The sequence below is a fragment of the Flavobacterium sp. FlaQc-28 genome, assembly GCF_044007415.1.
Classification (GTDB): domain Bacteria; phylum Bacteroidota; class Bacteroidia; order Flavobacteriales; family Flavobacteriaceae; genus Flavobacterium.
Genome location: NZ_JBIPCM010000009.1, coordinates 109698 through 132053 on the forward strand (window position 1 = coordinate 109698; position 22356 = coordinate 132053).

Sequence of the window (22356 nt, forward strand, 5' to 3'; positions counted from 1 at the left end):
ATTTAAACTTATAAGTTGTATTTCAATGTAACTCCGTAAGTTCTTTGATCACCAAGTACACCCGCATATTGTCCGGCATTTCCTCCTGCAGGCAGTAATTGCTCATAATAATCTTTGTTTAAAAGGTTGCGTCCCCAAAAGTGAACTGATAATCCTTGTGATGCACGAAACCCTAAACGAGCATTAAAAATTGCATAACCTGGTACAACTAAATATTTTGATGCCGAAGGGCTTGAAGAAAACTCAGAACGAGCGTATGAATCGACAGCTACAAAAACTTTTCCTGCATTTCCAAAAAATCTCGCATTATCAGAAAGTTCACCTCCTAAAGATCCTGCCCATCTTGAAGCCCCCGGTAAATCGGTTCCAGAAACATCTTTGAACGATACTGGAGCCCCAGTTTCTTCTAATGGAAGCGGTGCATTTGTAAATTTAACATACTTACCATCAGTATAAGTTGCAGCCGCATTTATAGTTAAGTGCGTATTTACAACAAAACTAGCATCAAGTTCAGCACCTTTTACGCGTACTTTATCGGCATTAGCAAGGTAACCTCTATTTACACCCAATTCTGCAGCTTGAACGTTTGTTTGAAAATCTTTAATATCAGTATCAAAGAAGGCTAAATTGAAGATAGAATTTTTAAACGGAGAAGTTTTAATTCCAATCTCATAGTGATTCACCTTTTCAGGTTTAATAACTGCAAGATCTAACAATGGTTGTCCTTTCGAATCTGTTGGCAGACCGGCAACATTTACACCAACAGGTTTGTAACTTTTGGCATAAGTTCCGTAAGCATTAATTTTATCACTGAATTTATAAGTAACAGTAATGTTTCCTGAAAAATCGGTGTTGTCAGTACTAGAATCAAAAGCTTGATCAGAGTAAACTTGTTTTTTCAAAGCCAGCAATGCAGGATCAGTTGTTTGTAATCCGCCATATGTTGTACGAGCATAATGAGCATCTTTTTTGTCGAAATTATATCTCAAACCTGGTAAAACATGCAAACGTTCCGTTAATGCCCAGTCCAATTGTCCAAATACTGCAGCACTTGATGCTCTAATGCGAGCGTCAGTTTTGATACCGTAACCTTCAAAAAGGCCTGGGGTTTTCCATAATGGACTTGTTGAACTTTGAGCAAATCTCCATTGTGCATTTCCAGATTCTTCAGTGCCATTTGTTTGCGATGTTTGGTCAATGAAGAATACTCCAGCAACACCGCTTAATTTTGATGTAAGTTGTCCTGCATAACGTACTTCTTGTGTTAACTGCGTTTGTCTTGTTGGGTTTTGCGATTTAGCCAATACTTGTAATCCTGTAAAATCTCTATCGTTTGATGGATCCCAGTTCCAGAAACGCCAAGCTGTTGTAGACGTTAAAGTTCCTCCTCCAATTTTGGTATCAATATTCAACGAAACACCTCCCATATCTTGTCCAGAACGCCATGGTGTATCTTGATCAATTTTACGGTCAAACGCATTTTGACTTGGAAGTTTATAATTTAAATCCTTGATAATAGCATCAAACTGGCGATAAGCTGCTCTTTGTGTTGGCGCAACACCTGCAATAACCTGAGCGTATCCATCTGGACGTTGTGTTGTAATATCAGCAGCCAGAATAATGTTTGTATTTACAGAAGGAGTAAAAAGTAATTGCCCTCTAATTCCTTGATTGTTTAATGTATTTGTAGGTCTTCCAGTTACAATATTATCAACTAAACCATCACGTTGAGTTCCAGAGAAAGACAATCTACCAGCAACCTTTTTACCTAAAGCGCCAGTTACCGAAGCTTTAGCTTGCAAGAAAGCAAAATTTCCGTAGCTTACTTCAAAATCTGCACCAGTTGTAAAACTTGGCTTGCGAGTTGTTATATTAAAGGCTCCCGAAGTTGTGTTTTTTCCAAACAATGATCCTTGCGGACCGCGCAATACCTCAATTTGTTCGATGTCGATAAAATCTAGAGTTGTAGCTGCCGGACGTGCATAGTAAACACCATCAACGTAGAAACCAACACCTGGATCAATACCATCATTTGTTAATCCGAAAGGAGAACCTAAACTTCTAATATTGATACCTGTATTTCTTGGATTTGAAGAATAAAGTTGTACAGATGGAACTAATTCTTTAATTCTATTAACATTAAAAGCTCCTGTTTGCTCTGCTTGTTTTCCAGTAATTACTGAGATCGCAATTGGCACATCCTGAACTTTTTCGATACGACGCCTTGAAGATACCACAACTTCAATAAGTTCATTTTCTTCTTTTAGCAGCACTTGAATTGGATTTACTGGTATTGCAGTTACTTCGATTTCAGCTGTTGTATATCCAACATACTGAATTAAAAGTGTCAAAGGTAATCTTCCTTTTGAATCAATTGTGAATTTTCCGCTGTTATCAGTAACAGCGCTGTTAGTAGTTCCTTTAACTACCACGTTTACGGCTTCTAAAGGAATGTTTTCACTTGTTGTAACAACACCTTCAATGTTTTGTGCAAATGAGAAAGAGAAGGTTAAAAAGAATACTATTGTAAAGATATTTTGTGTAAATGTTTTCATTCTTATATTAAGTATATGTGATTAGTAGAGTTTAAAATAAAATTTTTTTAAATCAACACATACACATTATAGAGGAATTGCTTTTCACAACTGCGAAAAGTCTTGTAGAATTGTTTTGCCAAAGTTTTGTTACACCTGATGAACTAAAATGTGCTTTCATGAGTTAAAATTTTGTAAATGGTTTGTTAATTATTTTTGGCAAATATATATAATTAATTCTATGGATTTACTAGGAATTAGAAAATATTTTTTTATTTGTTTACTAATGAAGCGATTGTGATGCCTTCCATTGCCTTCAAAGTTTTGTCTCTAATAAGCATTAAACCGTGACGCAGACTGCATTCAGACTCGGTTTTACAATCAGAGCAAGGCTCATAAAAATTTAAGGAAGCGCACGGCAAAAGTGCAATTGCACCGTCAAATAATCGGTGAATTTCTGCCAAAGTGATGTCGTTTTTTGATTTTATCAGATAATATCCACCAAATTTTCCCTGCTTGCTGCTCACAAAACGTCCTCGTTTTAGATCTAATAAAATTTGTTCTAAAAACTTTTTAGGAATGTTAGCGCCATCAGCAATTTCTATAGTTCTAGAAATGTGATTTTCGTCTTGTTCTGCTAAATAAAGTAAGGCCTTAAGGGCGTATTTTGCTTTATGTGATAACATCTATATTGAATTGTAATTTGTAAAAGTAAGATTTTTTAAACTTGAAACCTAAAACAAAGAAAATTTGATATTAAGCTTTAGCTGAATTGGCTTAGCAAACAAACATTAGTTTACCAGCTTCCTCCAGAACCACCGCCAGAGAATCCGCCTCCGCCAAATCCACCGCCGAAGCCACCGCCTCCGCCAAAACCACCTCCAGATGATCCGCCGCCAAAACCTCCAAATCCGCCGCCGCTTCTTCCAAGATTACTTAGAATAATTACATCGAGCAGGCTGGGACCGCCGCCGCCATTGTTGCCAGAATTTCCTCCTCCGCCTCTTTTATTTCGAGAGAGTAAAATTAAAACAATTACAACAATTACAATGAACGGGAGTATTGGGAAATCTTTTCCTTTAGATTGTTTGCGTTCGCCTTTATATTTGCCAGTAAAAACGTCAAAAAGGGCATCGGCACCTTTATCAAGTCCACGGTAATAACTTCCAGCTTTAAATTCTGGAATAATAATGTTACGAGTAATGGTTCCGCCAATACCTGCAGTCAAACGATCTTCCAGTCCATAACCAGGTGAAATCCATATTTTTCTTTCGGCTTTAGCCAATAAAATCAATACACCATTATCTTCTTTAGCCTGTCCAATTCCCCATTCCTGTGCCCATTTGGGAGTAAGAATTCCAATATCTTCTCCTTTTAAACTTTCAATTGTAATGACTACAATTTGAGTTGAAGTAGAGTCAGAGTATCGAATTAGCTTTTCTTCTAACTGCGTTTTTTCAGAAGCACTTAAAACATTTGCATAATCATAAACAGAGGTTTGAAAATCAGGTTTTTTTGGAATCTCAAATTGTGCAAAAATACTATTTGAAGTAAAAAGCACTATAAGTAAAAAGGCAAATTGAAAAATTCTATTGGAATTTAAGATTTTATTTTTGGAATTTTTCATTATTTATCCTTTTGAGATTTCGTTAGATAATTCGTTTGTATCGTCTGCCAATGAAGGAAAATATTTTTTTAGCTGTTCGCCTGCATTCAAAATACCATCAACAATACCTTGTTTAAAGTTTCCGGATTTAAAATGATTGGTCATAATGTCTTTGGTACAATGCCAGAAATCGTCTGCAACTAAATCATTAATTCCTTTATCGCCGCAAATGACAAAATTTTTATCATCAACAGCAAAATAAAGCAATACACCATTTTTTAATCTGGTTTCATGCATTTTTAATTCATGAAAAACTTCTAAAGCTCGGTCATAATGAGCTTTAGAAGATGTTTTTTCTATATGAACTCTAATTTCGCCAGAAGTGTTTTTTTCGGCCATACGAATAGCTTCAACAATTTCTTGCTCTTCTTCTTTGCTTAAAAAATCTTCTACTTTTGACATTGAAATTATTTTTGAGTTTTGATTGTAGATTTTAGCTTATAGTCTAAAACTTCTTAGAATTTTACTTCAACTGGTTTGTCTGCACCTGCAACAGCTTCAAAGTATGGTTTTTCTTTGTATTCACTCAAGAACCATTTGTTAGGGATCGATAAAATGTAACCATTATAAACTTGTACGCTTTCGTTAAAACGAGTTCTAGCTGTTAAAATTTGGTTTTCAGTACTAGCTAATTCATCTTGTAATTTCAAGAAGTTTTCATTAGCTTTTAAAGTTGGGTACTGTTCAACAGAAACCAATAATCTTGATAATGATGAAGTTACGCCGCTTTGTGCTTGGTTGAATTGTGCTAATTGTTCTGGAGTTACATTACTTGGGTCAATAGTTACAGAAGTAGCTTTTGCACGAGCTTCAATAACCGCTGTTAAAGTTGATTTTTCAAAATCAGCAGCACCTTTTACCGTGTTTACTAAGTTTCCAATAAGGTCATTTCTTCTTTGGTAAGCAGTTTGTACATTTCCCCAATCTTTGTTAACCGCTTGACTGTGCTGCAAAGCAGTATTTTTAATTCCAATTGACCAAAATGCAACAATAGCAATTAGTACAACAATAATTCCTACGGGGATTAACCATTTTTTCATATTAGTTTTGATTTAAGTTTATTTCTATTTTTAATTACAATTCGTTTTTTATTTCGTTTAATTGTGTTTTTATCGTCTCTAATTTACGTATTATTTCGAATTTATCTAATGTTTTCTTTTGGCCCTCTTTTAAGTGTGTTTTTGCGCCTTCTAGTGTAAAACCTCTTTCTTTAACAAGATGATAAATCAATTGTAAATTGGTAATATCATCAGGCGTAAACATTCTGTTGCCTTTGGCATTCTTTTTTGGTTTCAGAATATCAAATTCGCTGTCCCAAAACCGAATTAATGAAGCATTGACATTAAAAGCTTTGGCAACTTCGCCAATACTGAAATATCTTTTATCTTTTGAAAGCTCAATATGCATGTTTTTTTCTTTCTAATTTATTTCAAAAATAGTACTTTTTATACTATTAATCTAATGACTGATTTTCTTGGTTTGCCATTTGAGAAATCGCAACATATTCGACTGCAGAAATGTTTCCATAATAAAAATTCAGCGGATTTACGACTTTACCATCTTTATGAACCTCATAATGACAATGCGGTCCTTCAGATCTTCCGGTGCTTCCTACATAACCAATTATATCTCCTCTTTTTACTTTTTGTCCCGGTCGACAATTGTACTTGCTTAAATGAGCGTATAAACTTTCATAACCAAAACCATGCCTGATTACAACATGATTTCCAAATCCAGATGCAGCGGCGTCAGCTCTTTCGACAACACCATCTCCAGTGGCAAAAACAGGAGAGCCCGTGCTGGCGGTGAAATCCATTCCGTTGTGCATTTTTCTCACTTTCGTAAAAGGATCAATTCGATATCCAAAACCAGATGCAACTCTTTTTAGACTTTCATTTTGAACGGGCTGAATTGCCGGAATGGCTAATAATAAGTTTCCTTTTGTACTTGCCAATTTTAATATTTCATCTAATGATTTAGATTGAATAGCCAGCTCCTTTGAAAGTTTATCGATTCGTTTTGTGGTGTTTAGAACCAATTGCGAATTATTGTATCCTTCTAATCTTTTATATCTTTCAGGATCTCTAAACCCCGCTTTTCTAATAGAATCTGGAATTTCAGCTTTATTAAAATAAACCCTGTAAATATTATTGTCTCGCTCTTCTAGTGCTTCAGCAACAGCGTCAATTTCATCCATTTTTTTATTCAAAATAGAATAATGGAGTTTTAGATTTTCGATTTCACGTGCTTGTAAACGATCTTTTGGAGTTTCAAAATAGGGAGTGTTTAGCAGAAGTACAAAAACTAAAAAACCAAACAACGCCGAAGCCAATAAAAACAGCATAACATAGCCGAATTTAATCCTTTTTCTGGTTTTTATTTTTGTATAAGCCAGATTTTCTGAGTCGTAATAATATTTTACTTTCGCCATATTTTAAAATACCCTATTTTTGCAGCTTGTAAAAGTAGTTAGTCGAACAAAATTAGTAAATGTTTCAGTTGTTCGAGGCTTTTTTTCAAGAATTAAAACAATTAGGTAATGTGTCAATTTGAGAATTAGATAATACTTTAAAACGAAATTTATTGGTTTAAATTTTAAGTTTTTAATTGAATTTTTCTAATAATCACATTTTCAGATTGATTAAATTATCTTGTTGTCATAAATTATCACATTTTCAAATTGACACATTTTCTAATTTAAATATGAAATCACAAGACGTACGTAAACAATTTTTAGATTTTTTTGAGAGTAAAGGACATACAATTGTTCCTTCGGCTCCTATTGTACTTAAAGACGATCCAACCTTAATGTTCAATAACTCGGGAATGGCCCAGTTTAAAGAATTTTTCTTAGGTAACGGAACGCCAAAAAGTCCAAGAATCGCCGATACGCAAAAATGTCTTCGTGTTTCAGGAAAACATAATGATCTTGAAGAGGTTGGTATCGATACCTATCACCACACTATGTTTGAGATGTTAGGGAACTGGTCTTTTGGAGATTACTTTAAAAAAGAAGCAATCAATTGGGCTTGGGAACTATTGACAGAAGTGTATAAAATTCCAAAAGAAAATCTTTATGTTTCTGTTTTTGAAGGAAGTAAAGAAGATAATGTTCCTTTTGATCAGGAAGCTTGGGATATCTGGAAAACATTAATCGACGAAGACCGAATTATTCTTGGAAATAAAAAAGATAATTTCTGGGAAATGGGAGATCAGGGACCATGCGGACCTTGTTCTGAAATTCACGTTGATTTGCGTACTCCAGAAGAAAAAGCTGCAGTTTCAGGAAAAAGTTTAGTAAACAACGATCATCCGCAAGTTGTTGAAATCTGGAATAATGTATTCATGGAATTCAACCGTAAAGCTGACGGTTCTCTAGAAAAACTTCCTGCGCAACACGTTGATACCGGAATGGGATTTGAGCGTTTGTGTATGGCATTGCAAGGAAAAACATCAAATTATGATACTGATGTTTTCATGCCTTTAATTAGAGAAATTGAAACTATTACAGGAGCAAATTATACTGTTAAAGCTTCAAATGAGGCAGAAGATAAAGTAAATATCGCAATTCGTGTTGTGGCAGATCACGTTCGTGCTGTAGCTTTTGCTATTGCTGATGGACAATTGCCATCTAATACCGGAGCTGGATACGTAATTCGTAGAATTTTACGTCGTGCAATTCGTTACGGATTTACTTTCTTAAATACTAAAGAACCTTTTATTTATAAATTGGTTGAGACTTTGAGCGAGCAAATGGGTGATTCTTTCCCAGAAATTAGAACGCAAAAAGCACTTTGTTCGAATGTTATCCGTGAAGAAGAAAATTCTTTCTTACGTACTTTAGATCAAGGTTTGATTCTTTTAGACGCTGTAATTTTAAATAATCAAGGAGATACAATCGATGGTAAAAAAGCATTCGAATTGTATGATACTTATGGTTTTCCAATCGATTTAACGGCTTTGATTCTTTCTGAAAAAGGATTGAAATTGGACGAAGCTGGATTTCAGGAACAATTGCAATTACAAAAAGAAAGATCTCGTGCTGCATCAAAGGTGACGGCTGGAGACTGGAATGTAATTGTTGAAGATGATATTCAGGAATTTATTGGATATGATAGATTATCGCATCAAGTAAAAATCACTAAATACCGTAGAGTAGACAGTGTAAAAGATGGTGAAATTTACCAATTAGTTTTCAATGCAACTCCATTTTATGGAGAAAGTGGAGGACAAACGGGGGATAAAGGATATTTAGAATCTCAAAACGGAGATATTATTTATATCATTGATACTAAAAAAGAGAATAACCAAACGATACACTTGGCAAAATCGCTGCCTGAAAATATTACAGGGACTTTTAATGCTGTTGTTGATGCTACACAAAGAGCTAAAACTTCATCAAATCACTCGGCTACACATTTATTGCACCAAGGTTTGAGAAAAATTTTAGGAACTCATATTGAGCAAAAAGGTTCGATGGTTCGTAATTCTTCATTACGTTTTGACTTTTCACATTTTTCTAAAGTTAGTGACGAGGAATTAGCAGAAGTAGAGAATTTTGTAAATGCTAGGATTCGTGAAAGTCTGCCATTAATCGAGAAAAGAGCTATCCCAAAAGATCAAGCTCTTGAAGAAGGCGCAATTGCTTTATTTGGAGAGAAATACGGCGATTTAGTTCGTATGATTAAATTTGGTGATTCGGTTGAATTATGCGGAGGAACACACGTTGCAAATACATCTGATATCTGGCATTTTAAAATTGTTTCTGAAGGAGCAGTTGCATCAGGAATTAGAAGAATTGAAGCAATTACAAGTGAAGCTGCAAAAGAGTATTTTGAGTCTCAAGCTGTTTCTTTTAGTGAAATTAAAGAAGCGCTTAAAAATGCTCAAGATCCTGTAAAAGCGATTCAGGCATTACAAGACGAAAACGCTCAATTGAAAAAACAATTGGAAGTTTTATTGAAAGATAAAGCTAAAAACATGAAGGCAGATTTAGCTAAAGAATTACAAGAAATCAACGGAGTTCAGTTCTTAGCTAAACAAGTAGATTTAAATCCAGAAGGAGCAAAAGATTTAGCTTATGAATTAGGTAATTCTTATAATAACCTATTTGTAGTTTTTGCTACAGCTCACGAAGGAAAACCAATGTTAACGTGTTATATTTCTAAAGAAGTTGTTGCTGCCAAAAACTTAAACGCAGGACAAGTTGTTCGCGAATTAGGAAAATATATCCAAGGTGGAGGAGGCGGTCAGCCTTTCTTTGCAACTGCAGGAGGTAAAAATGTTGACGGAATTACTGAGGCTTTGGCTAAAGCGGTTGATTTTGTTAAATAAAGGTACTAAGATGCTAAGGGACTAAGGTTCTGAGGTTTTTATAATATTCAAAAGAAAAGCCGAGAGATTGTTAGAATCTCTCGGCTTTTGTATTTTATAGTTTTTTATCATTTTCTGTCATTTCGACGAAGGAAAAATCACACTTGGAAATCCGCAAGGGAAAGCAGCTGATCTTTGTCTATATACTAGTGCGATTTCTCCTTCGTCGAAATAACAAATAGTACGTGTATTGATTATTAAAAAAACTTAGAGCCTTAGCATCTTAGTACCTCAGAACCTTTAGAAAACCTACTTACGCTCGCCAATCTGTTGTCGCCACATTGCATAATACAACCCTTTCTCTACAATCAAATCCTCATGTTTGCCTTGCTCGATTATTTTACCTTGCTCTAGAACAAATATTCTGTCAGCATGCATTACAGTTGATAAACGGTGCGCGATTAAAACAGTAATTCTATTTTTATCCGAAATATTTCTGATTGTTGCATTAATTTCTTCTTCTGTAATCGAATCTAAAGCCGAAGTAGCTTCATCAAAAATCAATAAATTTGGATTTCTCAGAATTGCTCTGGCAATCGATAAACGTTGTTTTTCTCCGCCAGAAACTTTTATTCCGCCTTCGCCAATTGTAGTGTTTAAACCATCTTCAGCACGTTTAAGAAGTTTATCGCAGCTTGCTCTTTTTAAAGCGTCGTATAAATCTTCATCAGTTGCATTTGGTTTTACAAACAGTAAGTTTTCACGAATAGTTCCAGAGAATAACTGCGCATCTTGCGTTACAAAACCTAACTGTTTTCGTAAATCAAGTAAATCAATTTCGGTTGACTCTATATCGTTATACAAAACCTGACCTTCAGCTGGTGTATACAAACCTACCAATAATTTTACTAAAGTGGTTTTTCCTGAGCCCGATGGCCCAACAAAAGCAACAGTCTGTCCTTGTTTAATTTCAAAATTAATATTTTCGACTGCTTTGAATTTTGCCGTTTTATGCTGAAAACTTACATTAGAGAATAATAAAGACTGAATTGCACCAACATGTTTTGGTGTTTTTGGGCGGAATTCTTTCGGAGCGCTTAACAAAGTTTTAAAATTTTCCATTGAAACTTTAGTTTCATTAACTGCAATAATGAAATTTCCAAGTTCCTGAAGTGGGCCAAAAATGAAAAAAGTAAAAAAGACCATTGTCAGCAAATCTCCCACAATAATTTTATTTCCAAATAAGAAATAGTATAAAGTAAAAACCACACAAGTTCTTAAAAAGTGAACTGTCGTTCCTTGAATAAAACTTAAGCTTCTAATATAGCGGACTTTCTCTAATTCAAGATGCAAAATTTTAAAAGTATTTAAGTTCAAACGTTTTTCTTCCTGATACGTTAAACCAAGACTTTTAACAAGTTCAATATTTCGCAAACTCTCAGTTGTAGAACCCGCTAAAGCATTAGTTTGATTTACGATTTTTTTAGAAACAACTTTAATCTTTTTTCCTAAATAGGAACTTACTAAGGCAATAATTGGCGCTGTGATTAGAAATATAAGTGAAATTCTAAAATCGATTCGAGCAACATAAACAATTACAAATATGAATCCGATTATGGTTTGAAAAATCAATGAAATAGAAAGCGTAATTAATTTTTCAGAATCAGAACGTACTTTGGTCAATTTGCTTAAAGTTTCACCGCTTCGTTGATCCTCAAATTCAGCATAAGGTAGATCAAGTGATTTTTTAATCCCGTCCGTATACATTTGAGCGCCGGTTCTTTGAATTACGACATTGGTAAAATAATCCTGAAAGTTTTTGGTAATCCTGGAAATCATCGCCGCAGCAAGCGAAAGTCCAAGCCAGAAGGATAACGATTTTATAAAAGCCATTTCGTTTCCTTTGTATTTTGCCAGTCCAACACCGCAGTCCTGCATTAATTTACCCGTAATAATAGAGTCTGATAAACTGAAACAAATGTTGATAGAAGCCATAATCAAAGCAAAAAATAAGAGCATTTTATGTTTGATTATATAAGAATATAATAATTTCATAGATGTTTTTTAGAAAAGTGGAAGATGCAAAAGTAAGGAATTGTTTTAGTTTGTGAAGTTGGTTTTTGTTATTAAAAATGTAAATTTTGTTTACCGTTATAATCTAATTATCAAAGTATATGTTGTCTTATTTTGATACTTAAAAGACGTATGGTTCTTATTTTCAGATTTATGTGTAGTTAATTTTGCAAAAAAATATAAACTATAAAACTTATTGATTATGAAAAAAACTTTATGCTTCTTTGGTGCTTTGATTTTAACAATTACATCTTGTTCTTCAAATGATGATGATTCAGGAAAAACAAAAACTGCAATTTTGCCTAGAACGGTAAAATATACTAATCCTGCTTATCCGGATGAAAATAATACTGCAACATTTACTTACGACGGAAATAAAATTGTGAGTATTGTCAGTAATAATAGCAAAACTGAATATACTTATGACGGAAATAAAATTATAAAAGAATCTGATTATGATATTGTAGATGGTAAAGCTGCAAAAACGTATGAAGTAGTCTATAGTTACAACTTAGAAAAGTTAACAAGCGTTGCTTATGCTGAAAATTTTACTTCACAATTTCCAACTGGTCAATACAAAGGCAGATCAGTTTACACTTATAATACTGATGGTACAATTAATAAAGAATCATACAGTACAAACGCTACAACAGGAATAGAAACAAAAAATTCTTATCTTGAAGTTTTGACATTCCAAAATGGTAATTTGATAAAAAAGGTAGATTCTCAAACAGCTTCAGAGCCAGTGTATGTTATTACAAGACTTTATGAGTACGATACAAATAACAGTCCAACTAAGAATATTTTAGGATTTAGTTTATTGCTTGATCAGGATGAGGCAGATGTTAATAATCTTCTTAAACATACTGATACATCTACTTCTGGTACTTCTGTTTATAAAACAACTTATGAATATAATTCAGATGGATTTCCAACTAAGAAAACTGAATTTAGAACTGATGGCACGACAATCGATTCTACAACAGAATATACTTATTAAGTATAAATAATTTTATGTTGACAAAAAACCAAATACTTTCTGTATTTTGTTTTTTTACTTTGTTTCATTTTTTGATGCTTTTTTTACTAAGGAATTACTTATCTATATTGTTTGCCATTAGTATATTACGCAGCATATAAAGCTTATTTGTATTTTTTAATGTGGAATCCCGTAAGGTTTTAATATTTGGTTATACTACGTTTGCACCATTAAGAATTTTAACCAAATCAAAATGAAAAAATTATTATGCCTTTTTGGTGCTTTAGCACTAGTTTTAACATCTTGTTCAAGTGATGATAATCAAGAAGGAAATGTTATTTTACCAAAAACAATTAAATATTCTAGTGTAGGATATCCTTCAGAAAATTCTACTTATGTAGCAACTTACAATGGTACTAAAATTGTAAGCATGAAAGATGAAACAGGAAGAACTGATTATACTTACGATGGTAACCTTATGGTAAAAGAAACTAATTATGATACTGAAAGCGGTAAAGATATTATTAGCGACGTAACAACGTATAAATATACAAACGGAAAACTTACAGAGTATGTATATGCAGAAGGTTTTTCGACAGCATTTCCTAATGGTGAATACAATAGCAGAATAGTATTTACGCATAACGCAGATGGAACAGTAAAAAGAGAACGCTACAATATTAATGGTGCTGTAGAAAAAAAGAGTATTTATTCTGAAGTGTTAACTTTTGCAAACGGAAATCTAGTTAAAAGTGTACAAACAGATTCAGAAACAGGTACTGTATTTACAGCTCAATATGAATATGACAATAAAAACAGTCCATATAAAAACATTGCAGGATTCAATTTGCTAATAGATCATAGTGAAGGTGAAGGTTCTGTGTATAGTTCTGTGAACAATATTGTTAAGTATACAGCATCTTATTCAAATGAAACACCAAATGTATACAAAAGCGAAATCGTATATGATGCAAATAATTTCCTTTCAAAAGTTACTAATTTCAAAAGAGACGGAATCACACCTGCTGAATCTTATGAGTTTACTTATTAATTAAAAGCATACTTTATTATTATAGAAACCAAATACTTTTGTATTTGGTTTTTTTATTGGCGAAAATTGGTGAAATTCGTGTTTAAATAAAAAGCCATGCAATTCAGAACCCAAATTCCAATTTCAAAAAGTAATCATCCAATCGATTATAATTCGAGAGTACTTTCTATTGGTTCTTGTTTTGCAGAAAATATGGCGGATAAATTTGATTATTTTAAATTTCAGAATGAGACAAATCCGTTTGGAATTATATTCAATCCAGTTTCAATTGAAAAAATAGTTGAAAGAGTTTGCAAGCAAGATTTATTTACAGAGAAAGATGTTTTTTTTCATAACGAACGCTGGCATAGTTTTGAAGTCCATTCTGATTTAAGCAATTCAGACAGACAAGAATTACTCGAAACACTTAATAGAGCTGTTACAGAAACGCACATAAAAATTAAAGAAGCTACTCACATTATTATCACTTTTGGAACTTCGTGGATTTATAGAAATATTGAAAGTAATGAAGTCGTTGCCAATTGTCATAAAGTGCCTCAAAAGCAATTTTCAAAAGAGTTATTATCAGTCGATGTAATTCAGAAAAGTATTCAAAATACAATCGATTTAATTAGCGCTTTAAATCCTAATATAAACTTCATTTTTACGATCTCTCCAGTACGTCATATAAAAGATGGATTTGTCGAAAATCAATTAAGTAAATCACATTTATTTACGGCGCTTCACCAAGTTCTAAGTACTCATAACTCACAATTCATAACTCATAACTATTTTCCTTCTTATGAAATTATGATGGACGAACTTCGCGATTATCGTTTTTACGCCGAAGATATGCTGCATCCTAACCAAATAGCGATCGATTATATTTGGAAACTTTTTAGTGAGAATTGTATTTCACAAGAAAACTTTTCAGCAATGCAGGAAGTAGATGAAATTCAAAAAAGCTTACGCCATCGCAGTTTTAATCCAGAATCAGAGCAGCATCAAAAATTCTTAGTAAAACTTCAGAAGAAAATAGATCTTTTAGGAGAAAAATTACCGCATATTAAGTTCTAATTTTGAGAACTATATTGTTGTTTGATTAGTATTAGACAATAGATTTTTGCTAAATGTATTCTAAAAAATCAGCAAATTAGTGTCTTCACGGCTGAACAAAAAAAGTAAGAAAACAATTATTTACCCATAAAATTTGGAATAATTGCATGTAATTGTGTAAATTGTTAAGAATTAAAATTTACAAATTTGTAAACAGCAGCGATGCCGTTTTATACAAAATGCAACTATAATCTAATTGTGTTAGCAGCGCATGAATAAGAAAACCATTCATTATATAAAAAAAACATTACGTGTACTATTATGGTGCTTGGTTTCTGTAATTACCCTTTTATTACTTCTTATTATCCTAATTCAGATTCCGTCAGTTCAGAATTATGTAAAAGACAAAGCAGTTACTTATCTTCAAGATAAAATTAAAACTAAAGTTTCCTTAGACCATATTTCAATTAAATTTCCAAAAGACATAGTTCTGGAAGGATTTTATTTTGAAGATCAAAAAAAAGATACGCTGCTGGCGGGGAAACGTTTAGAATTGGATGTTGATCTTTTTAAAATCGTTAGCAGTGAACTAGAGATTAACTCTGTTTCATTAGAAAATGTAAAAGCCAATATTTCGCGAAACAAAAAAGGTGTTTTTAATTTCGATTATATCATCAAAGCCTTTGAATCTAAAGAGCCAAAAGTAGAAGATCCAGATAGTAAACCCTTTAAAATATCGGTTGTAAAAATAAATCTCGATAACGTTAATTTCAACTTTAAAGATGATTATTCGAAGAACGATGTTCGCGTAAAACTGACACATTTTGATACCAAATTCAAGGAATTCGATTTGGATAAAATGAATTTTAATATTCCGAATATTAATCTTGAGGGATTAAAATTAGTTTTGAATCAGGACGTTGTCGAAAAAATTGCCGAAGTTTCAGTAAAAACTGCTGATACAATTTCGCAGCGAACGGACTTCAATTTAAAACTGGGTAAAATCAGTTTGTCAAAAATTGATATTGCTTATGATAACAAAGATTCAAAATTAGATTCAGGAATAAAACTAGGAAGTTTAAAATTATCATTCAATGAAATTAATTTAAACAAACAGCTTGTTGATCTTAATGCTTTTGAACTTAAAGATTTAAGCGGAAACCTGAGATTAGGAATAAAAGACAAACAAATTCAAACTCCAAATTTAGATACAACAGCAATCAAACAAGCCGGCTGGAAAGCGAAACTAAATAAAATCGACATAGAAAATGTTGCTTTTAAGTTTGACGATATGCAGTCAAAATCAACTTTAAAAGGTTTAGATTACAGTCATTTAGATTTAAGCAAAATCAATTTTCAAGCAGAGAAAATATATTATGGTAATGATACTATTTCAGGAAATATAAAATTATTAACCGTAAATGAAAAAAGCGGTTTAGCGATTCAGACTTTAAGAACAGATTTCTTTTACGGACCCAAAAATGCCTATTTGGATAATCTGTATTTAAAAACACCGCAAACACTTGTAAAAGATAAAATAAAAGCTTCATACAAATCGCTTGCTGCGCTTCAAAAAGACATTGCAAATCTTTCTATTGAAGCTGATTTTAAAGAATCAAAAATAGGCTTTAAAGATATTTTATTATTTGTGCCTGATTTACAGAAAACAAACCCTTTTAAAAGCAATCCAAATGCAATTTTATATGTGAACAGTCGTGTAAGCGGAAAGGTAAAAGATTTAAATATTCCGAAGTTTGAAATGAGCGGAATTGGAACTACAAAAGTTTCTCTTTCGGGAAAAATTACAGGACTTCCTGACGCTGCGAAAGCTTATTATGATTTAGACATTAAAAAACTGTCGAGCACTTCAAAAGATATCAATTCTTTTGTGCCCGCAGGAACAATTCCGAAAAATATTCAATTGCCGTCTCAGCTCAATCTAAGCGGAAAGTTTAAAGGTTCGGCTCAGAATTTTAAAACCAATCTGACTTTAAACAGTAGTTTTGGAAATGCAAAAGTGGACGCTTTATTTGATCAACGCATTAAAAAAAGAGAGAAATACGATGCGACCGTTTATTTGCTTGATTTTGATTTAGGCAGATTGATTAAAAATGACTCAATTGGAAAAATTACGCTTAAAGCGAAAGTAAAAGGAAACGGTTTAGATCCGAAAACGGCAAATGCAGCAATTGACGGATTGGTTAAGAAAGCGGTTTTTAATCGTTATACCTACAAAGATTTAGCTTTAAAAGGAAATATAGCAAACGGTTCTTTTGCTGTGAAATCAGGAATGCAGGATCCGAACTTGAATTTTAATTTAACAGCAAGCAGTGATACGAAGGATAAATTTCCAACCGTAAAACTTAAATTAAACCTAGATATTGCCGATTTAGAAAAATTGAATCTGCATGCGGGACCAATGAAACTTCGTGGAAATGTCGACGCTGATATCACGAATAGTAATCCAGATTTTTTGAACGGAAAAGTGTTTCTTTCGAATATTCAGATTTTGCAAGATACTGAGCCAATTGTTTTAGATTCAGTGCGCGTAATTGCTTTTTCTGATAATACTAGAAATAATATTAAAATATCTTCTCAGTTTTTAAAAGCTGAAGTAGATGGAAAATACAAATTGACAACTTTGGCAGCAGCCATTAAAAAATCATTGTCAAAATATATCGATTTAAAAAATCCGAAAGTAAACGGAGAATCTGATGAGCAAAGATTAGCTTTTACCTTGACCGTAAATAATGATCCAATTTTGTTTAAACTGATTCCAAAACTTACCAGTTTAGAACCCATTAAAATCTCTGGAAAATATAACAATATAACCGATTCCTTGGAAGTAAAAGGAACAATTCCAAGAATTGTATATGGAGATAATACAATTGCTGATGGAAAAATTAATATCGAAGCTAAAGAAAATGCTTTAGAATATTCAGTTTCAATTGCAACAATTGATAGCGGTTCGTTAAAAATTCCATTTACCAGTTTGTCTGGAAAAGTTGAAAATAATGTATTGAATTATGCGCTTGAAGTGAAAGATGCAAAAGATAAGCAACAGTATTTTATTGCAGGGGAATTTAAAGCAGAAGATTCGAAAAATATATTTAAAATAGATGCTGAGAACTTTATTCTAAATTATGATAAATGGAATATTGATTCAGAGAATGCAATTGAATTTGGAGACAAACGTTTGTATGTCAGTAAATTTTATTTGGATAATAACGGAAATGAATTAAAAGTTCAATCGCAGGGAACACAGAATAATGCGCCGCTTCAAGTTGATTTTGTGAACTTCAAAATCGAAACCATTATGAATATGGTTAAAAAAGACGAACTGCTGATGCAAGGTTTGATTAACGGTTCTGCTTTGGTTGAAAATGTAATGACAAATCCAATTTTTACTTCAAATTTAAAAATTGATGATTTTACTTTTAAAGGTGAAAAAGTAGGCGATTTAGAAGTAAAAGTAGACAACAAAGCAGCAAATCTTCTGGCAGCAAATGTGACTTTGAGTGATGAAGGGAATGATGTTAATTTGAATGGAACCTACACAATTGATGCAGGAAATTTCGATTTTGACGTTGCCATAAATAAACTGAATATTAAAAGTATTCAAGGCTTTAGTATGGGAAATATTACTGAAGGAACCGGATATTTATCTGGTAACTTTAAGATTCTAGGTAATGCAGCTGCTCCCAAAATAAACGGAGAACTTAATTTTAATGATGCCGGTTTTAGAGTAACACAGTTAAACTCTTATTTTAAAACTGGAAATGAAACAATCGCTTTTAGTAATGAAACCATTTTATTTGATAAATTCTCTCTTTCTGATGAAAATCAAAATGAATTAGAAGTAAATGGAACTATAAAATCGACAGATTTTAGAGATTATAATTTTGATTTAGCTGTTACTGCAGACGATTTTAGAGCAATACATTCTAAAGAAGTTGATAATGATTTATTCTATGGAGATTTATTTTTAGACACTAAACTTACTATCAAAGGGAATCTTGAAAGTCCTGTGGTTGGCGGAACAATCAAAATCAATAAAGAAACTAAGTTTACGGTCGTAATGCCGCAGTCAGATCCTTCAATAGCAGATCGTGAAGGAATTGTAGAGTTTGTTGATGAAGATAATATGTATTTAAAACAAACTGTCGATTTACAAAACAAACTGGATCAATCGCAAGTAAAAGGAATGGATGTAAATGTTGCGATTTCAATTGATAAAGAAGCAGAACTTACTTTGTTGATTGATAAAGCAAATGGGGATTATTTAAAATTAAAAGGAGAAGCAGAATTAGTCGGAGGAATTGACCAGTCGGGAAAAACAACTTTAACAGGGAAATATGAATTTTCGGATGGTGCTTATGAAATGAATTTTAACGGAATTAAAAGAAAATTCGATATTCAAAAAGGAAGTTACATCACTTGGAATGGTGAGCCTACAATGGCAAATTTAAATATTACAGCAATTTATAAAGTAAGTGCTGCGCCGATTGATTTGTTAGGAAATCAGCTGAAAAGTGACACGCAGGCAATACAAAATACTTACAAACAAAAACTTCCTTTTCAGACTTTGTTGAAAATGAATGGAGAATTAATGAAACCAGATATTTCTTTTGGAATTAATCTTCCTGATGGGAATTACGATGTTTCTTCTGATGTTGTAACGAAAACGAAAGCTAAACTGAAGCAGTTAGAACAAGATCCTGCAGAATTAAATAAACAGGTTTTTGCGCTTTTATTATTGAATAGATTTGTGGGCGAAAATCCGTTTGCGAGCGAGGGCGGAGGTACAAGTGCAGAATCTTTGGCAAGACAAAGTGTGAGTAAAATTCTTTCGCAGCAATTAAATAATCTGGCAGGGGAATTAATTACTGGATTTGAAGTTAATTTTGATTTAGAATCATCAGAAGATTACACTTCTGGAACCATGCAGAACAGAACCGATTTGAATGTTGCAGTTTCTAAAAAACTCCTTGATGATCGTTTGAAAGTAACTGTTGGAAGCAGTTTTGGTGTTGAAGGCGCAGAACGTGCCAACGAAGAAAGCACCAATATTGCCGGTGATGTTGCCTTAGATTATCAAATTACAAAAGACGGTCGATATATGGTTCGTGCTTACAGAAAAAACCAATATCAGGTTGCGGTAGAAGGGCAGGTTGTAGAAACTGGAGTTGCTTTTATTATTACGATGAGTTACAATAAGTTTAGAGAACTTTTTCATCGTTCAGAGCAAGAAAAGCAAATGATTAAGGAAGAGAAAATTCGCAAAGAAAAAAGAAAGCAAAAAGAGAAAGAAGAGCAAGAGCTAAAAGAAAATCAAATAAGAGGTAATGAGCAAAAAACATAATCATATAGAAAATCGATATGTAAAGTATTTTGTACTGTTCAGCCTTTTTTTTGTTTTAGGCTGCAGTAATACAAAATATCTGCCAGAGGGCGATTTACTTTATACAGGAGCGTCTGTAACGGTGAAAGACTCGATCATGAAAAAGAAAGATAGAAAAGCTCTCGAAACAGAATTAGAAGGCTTATTGCGTCCAAAACCCAACAAACAGATTTTTGGTCTGCGTCCTAAATTATGGATTTATAATCTTGCCGGTGAACCTAAAAAACAAAAAGGAACTAGATATTGGCTGCGAAATAAAGTAGGCGAAGCGCCTGTACTTTTTAGTAAAGTCGATTTAGATTATAATGCCGCAGTTTTGCGAAATTTTACTGAAAACCGTGGTTATTTTAAAACGCAGGTAAGTGCAGATTCTACCGTTAGAAGTAAACGTGCTACGGCAGAATATACTGTTATACCTAAAAAACAGTATATAATAAAAAGTGTAACTTTTCCTGATGATTCTCTGGCAATGTCCAGAATAATTGGAAGATCAAGCCGAAGAAGTTTGCTGAAAGTGGGAAAACCATACGATTTAGACGTTATAAAAGCAGAAAGAGAGCGTATTGATGCAAGACTAAAAGAGAAAGGTTATTTTTATTTTAATCCCGATTATCTTTTAGCTAGAGTAGACAGCAGTAAAGGCGATCATGAGGTAAAAATCAAAATAATAATAAAACCTGATACGCCGCCTAAAGCATTAACCTCATATAAAATTAATAACATATTTGTTTACCCAAATTATTCTTTGACAAACGACAGTGCAGTTTACAGAAAAAAGAATATCACACAATACAAGGATTTTACAATTATTGACACGACAGAGACTTTTAAACCAAGGGTTTTTGACAGAACAATATATTTTAAAAAAGGAGATTTGTATAATAGAAAAGATCATAATCTTACTTTGAATCGCTTTGTGAATCTAGGAACTTTTAGTTTTGTAAAAAATGAATTCAAACCTTCAGACAGCATAAAAAATGCTTTAGATTCTTATTATTATTTAACGCTTCTGCCTAAAAAGTTTATACGAGTTGAAGTTTTAGGAAAAACAAATTCAGCGAGTTATACGGGAACAGAAATTAATTTGAATTGGAATAACCGAAATTTACTTAAAGGTGCCGAATTGCTGACTGCTTCTATTTTTGGCGGAGCCGATTATCAGCTTGGAGGTGTAAATAAAGGGAAAAATATTTATAAGCTTGGAGCCGAAACAAGTTTGACCTGGCCAAGATTTGTTACCCCTTTTAATATTGAAGGAAGCAGCGAATTTGTGCCAAGAACAAAAGTCACTCTTCGATATGAATTTCAAAAAAGAACACAGTTATATGCCTTAAATTCTTTTAATACATCATTTGGTTACTTATGGAAAGAAAACATTCGTAAAGAACATCAATTCAATATTATAGATGTAACTTATGTAAGTCCAAATCATGTTACACAAGAGTATTTAGAAGATATTGAAGATGATGCAGCTCTAGGAAAAGTAATTGAAAAGCAGTTGATTTTTGGCCCGACCTACAGTTATACGTATACCAATACAATGCAAAAGCGTCGAAAAAATACGATCTATTTTAATGGAGAAATAGATTTGGCAGGAAACCTTACAGGTTTGGTTACAGGAGCCAATATCAAGAAGAATGACACGATAAAGATACTCGACGTTCCGTTTAGTCAGTATGTAAAAATAAGATCTGACTTTAGACATTATTTAAAATTAGGAAAAGAAAGCGAATTAGCAAGCAGACTGATTGTAGGCGCAGGATTTGCTTACGGAAATTCGAATACACTGCCAGCTTCAAAGCAGTTTGTAGTTGGAGGAACAAATAGTATTCGTGCCTTTAGAGCAAGAACTTTAGGGCCGGGAAGTTATGTAATTCCCCCAACCATAAATGATAATTATACACCAGATCAATCAGCAGATATAAAGTTAGAGTTTAATACAGAATACAGAGCAAAACTTTTTAGCATTGTAAGAGGAGCAGTATTTCTCGATGCTGGAAATATCTGGCTTTTAAATGCTGACCCGAATAAACCTGGAGCGGAAATTTCAAAAGATTTTATGAAACAAATTGCAATAGGCGCCGGAGCTGGATTACGCTTTGATTTATCGTTCCTGATTCTAAGAACAGATTTGGCTTTTCCACTTCGAAATCCTGCATTACCAGACGGACAACGCTGGGTTATTGATGATATTAATTTTGGAAGCAGTACATGGCGAAAAGATAACCTGATTTTGAATATTGCTATTGGTTATCCATTTTAAAGGATTTTTGTTTCGTTTTTTAGTCGTTTTTTTTTTTGCCA

The 22356-nt window shown here is 33.0% G+C and carries 14 protein-coding genes; 6 read left to right on the top strand and 8 right to left on the bottom strand.

The window, feature by feature from the left end; all coding sequences use genetic code 11:
* Nucleotides 1-8: 8 nt before the first annotated feature.
* From ACHRVL_RS19730 to ACHRVL_RS19760, 7 genes are all read right to left on the bottom strand, one after another.
* On the bottom strand, nucleotides 9-2555 hold the full coding sequence (locus tag ACHRVL_RS19730) for a TonB-dependent receptor (protein ID WP_395415056.1): 2547 nt from the start codon (nucleotides 2553-2555) through the stop codon (nucleotides 9-11).
* A gap of 251 nt (nucleotides 2556-2806) precedes the next feature.
* Nucleotides 2807-3220, bottom strand: coding sequence for an Rrf2 family transcriptional regulator (locus ACHRVL_RS19735; RefSeq protein WP_053470541.1), 414 nt, complete (start codon nucleotides 3218-3220; stop codon nucleotides 2807-2809).
* Between the two features lie 110 nt (nucleotides 3221-3330).
* Complete coding sequence (locus ACHRVL_RS19740) at nucleotides 3331-4161, bottom strand: TPM domain-containing protein (protein ID WP_395415057.1); 831 nt, start codon at nucleotides 4159-4161, stop codon at nucleotides 3331-3333.
* A gap of 3 nt (nucleotides 4162-4164) precedes the next feature.
* Nucleotides 4165-4602: a TPM domain-containing protein gene (locus tag ACHRVL_RS19745; protein ID WP_395415058.1), complete on the bottom strand. Its 438-nt coding sequence runs from the start codon at nucleotides 4600-4602 to the stop codon at nucleotides 4165-4167.
* Nucleotides 4603-4655: 53 nt separating this feature from the next.
* A complete protein-coding gene (locus tag ACHRVL_RS19750; RefSeq protein WP_089053895.1) occupies nucleotides 4656-5240 on the bottom strand; it encodes a LemA family protein in 585 nt (194 codons plus the stop codon).
* Between the two features lie 34 nt (nucleotides 5241-5274).
* Entirely contained in the window at nucleotides 5275-5607 is a 333-nt protein-coding gene (locus ACHRVL_RS19755; RefSeq protein ID WP_089053894.1) for a MerR family transcriptional regulator, read from the bottom strand.
* Between the two features lie 46 nt (nucleotides 5608-5653).
* Nucleotides 5654-6631: a peptidoglycan DD-metalloendopeptidase family protein gene (locus ACHRVL_RS19760; protein ID WP_129056963.1), complete on the bottom strand. Its 978-nt coding sequence runs from the start codon at nucleotides 6629-6631 to the stop codon at nucleotides 5654-5656.
* Nucleotides 6632-6903: 272 nt separating this feature from the next.
* Between ACHRVL_RS19760 and alaS the strand changes: the two genes are divergently transcribed.
* Complete coding sequence (gene alaS, locus ACHRVL_RS19765) at nucleotides 6904-9534, top strand: alanine--tRNA ligase (RefSeq protein WP_395415059.1); 2631 nt, start codon at nucleotides 6904-6906, stop codon at nucleotides 9532-9534.
* 288 nt (nucleotides 9535-9822) lie between these two features.
* On the opposite strand, the gene ACHRVL_RS19770 is transcribed toward alaS, so the two are convergent.
* Entirely contained in the window at nucleotides 9823-11568 is a 1746-nt protein-coding gene (locus ACHRVL_RS19770; protein WP_395415060.1) for an ABC transporter ATP-binding protein, read from the bottom strand.
* Between the two features lie 220 nt (nucleotides 11569-11788).
* On the opposite strand from ACHRVL_RS19770, the gene ACHRVL_RS19775 reads away from it, so the two are divergent.
* The 5 genes from ACHRVL_RS19775 to ACHRVL_RS19795 all read left to right on the top strand — a co-directional run bounded on the left by ACHRVL_RS19775 (nucleotide 11789) and on the right by ACHRVL_RS19795 (nucleotide 22315).
* Nucleotides 11789-12586: a hypothetical protein gene (locus ACHRVL_RS19775; RefSeq protein ID WP_395415061.1), complete on the top strand. Its 798-nt coding sequence runs from the start codon at nucleotides 11789-11791 to the stop codon at nucleotides 12584-12586.
* 232 nt (nucleotides 12587-12818) lie between these two features.
* Nucleotides 12819-13616, top strand: coding sequence for a hypothetical protein (locus tag ACHRVL_RS19780; protein WP_395415062.1), 798 nt, complete (start codon nucleotides 12819-12821; stop codon nucleotides 13614-13616).
* A 96-nt stretch (nucleotides 13617-13712) separates the two neighbouring features.
* Complete coding sequence (locus tag ACHRVL_RS19785; protein WP_395415063.1) at nucleotides 13713-14672, top strand: GSCFA domain-containing protein; 960 nt, start codon at nucleotides 13713-13715, stop codon at nucleotides 14670-14672.
* Between the two features lie 250 nt (nucleotides 14673-14922).
* Complete coding sequence (locus ACHRVL_RS19790) at nucleotides 14923-20013, top strand: translocation/assembly module TamB domain-containing protein (protein WP_395415064.1); 5091 nt, start codon at nucleotides 14923-14925, stop codon at nucleotides 20011-20013.
* Nucleotides 19997-22315 (top strand): BamA/TamA family outer membrane protein, encoded by a 2319-nt coding sequence (locus ACHRVL_RS19795; protein WP_395415065.1) that lies wholly within the window; start codon nucleotides 19997-19999, stop codon nucleotides 22313-22315. The genes ACHRVL_RS19790 and ACHRVL_RS19795 overlap by 17 nt, the downstream gene beginning before the upstream one ends.
* The last annotated feature ends 41 nt before the right edge of the window (nucleotides 22316-22356 follow it).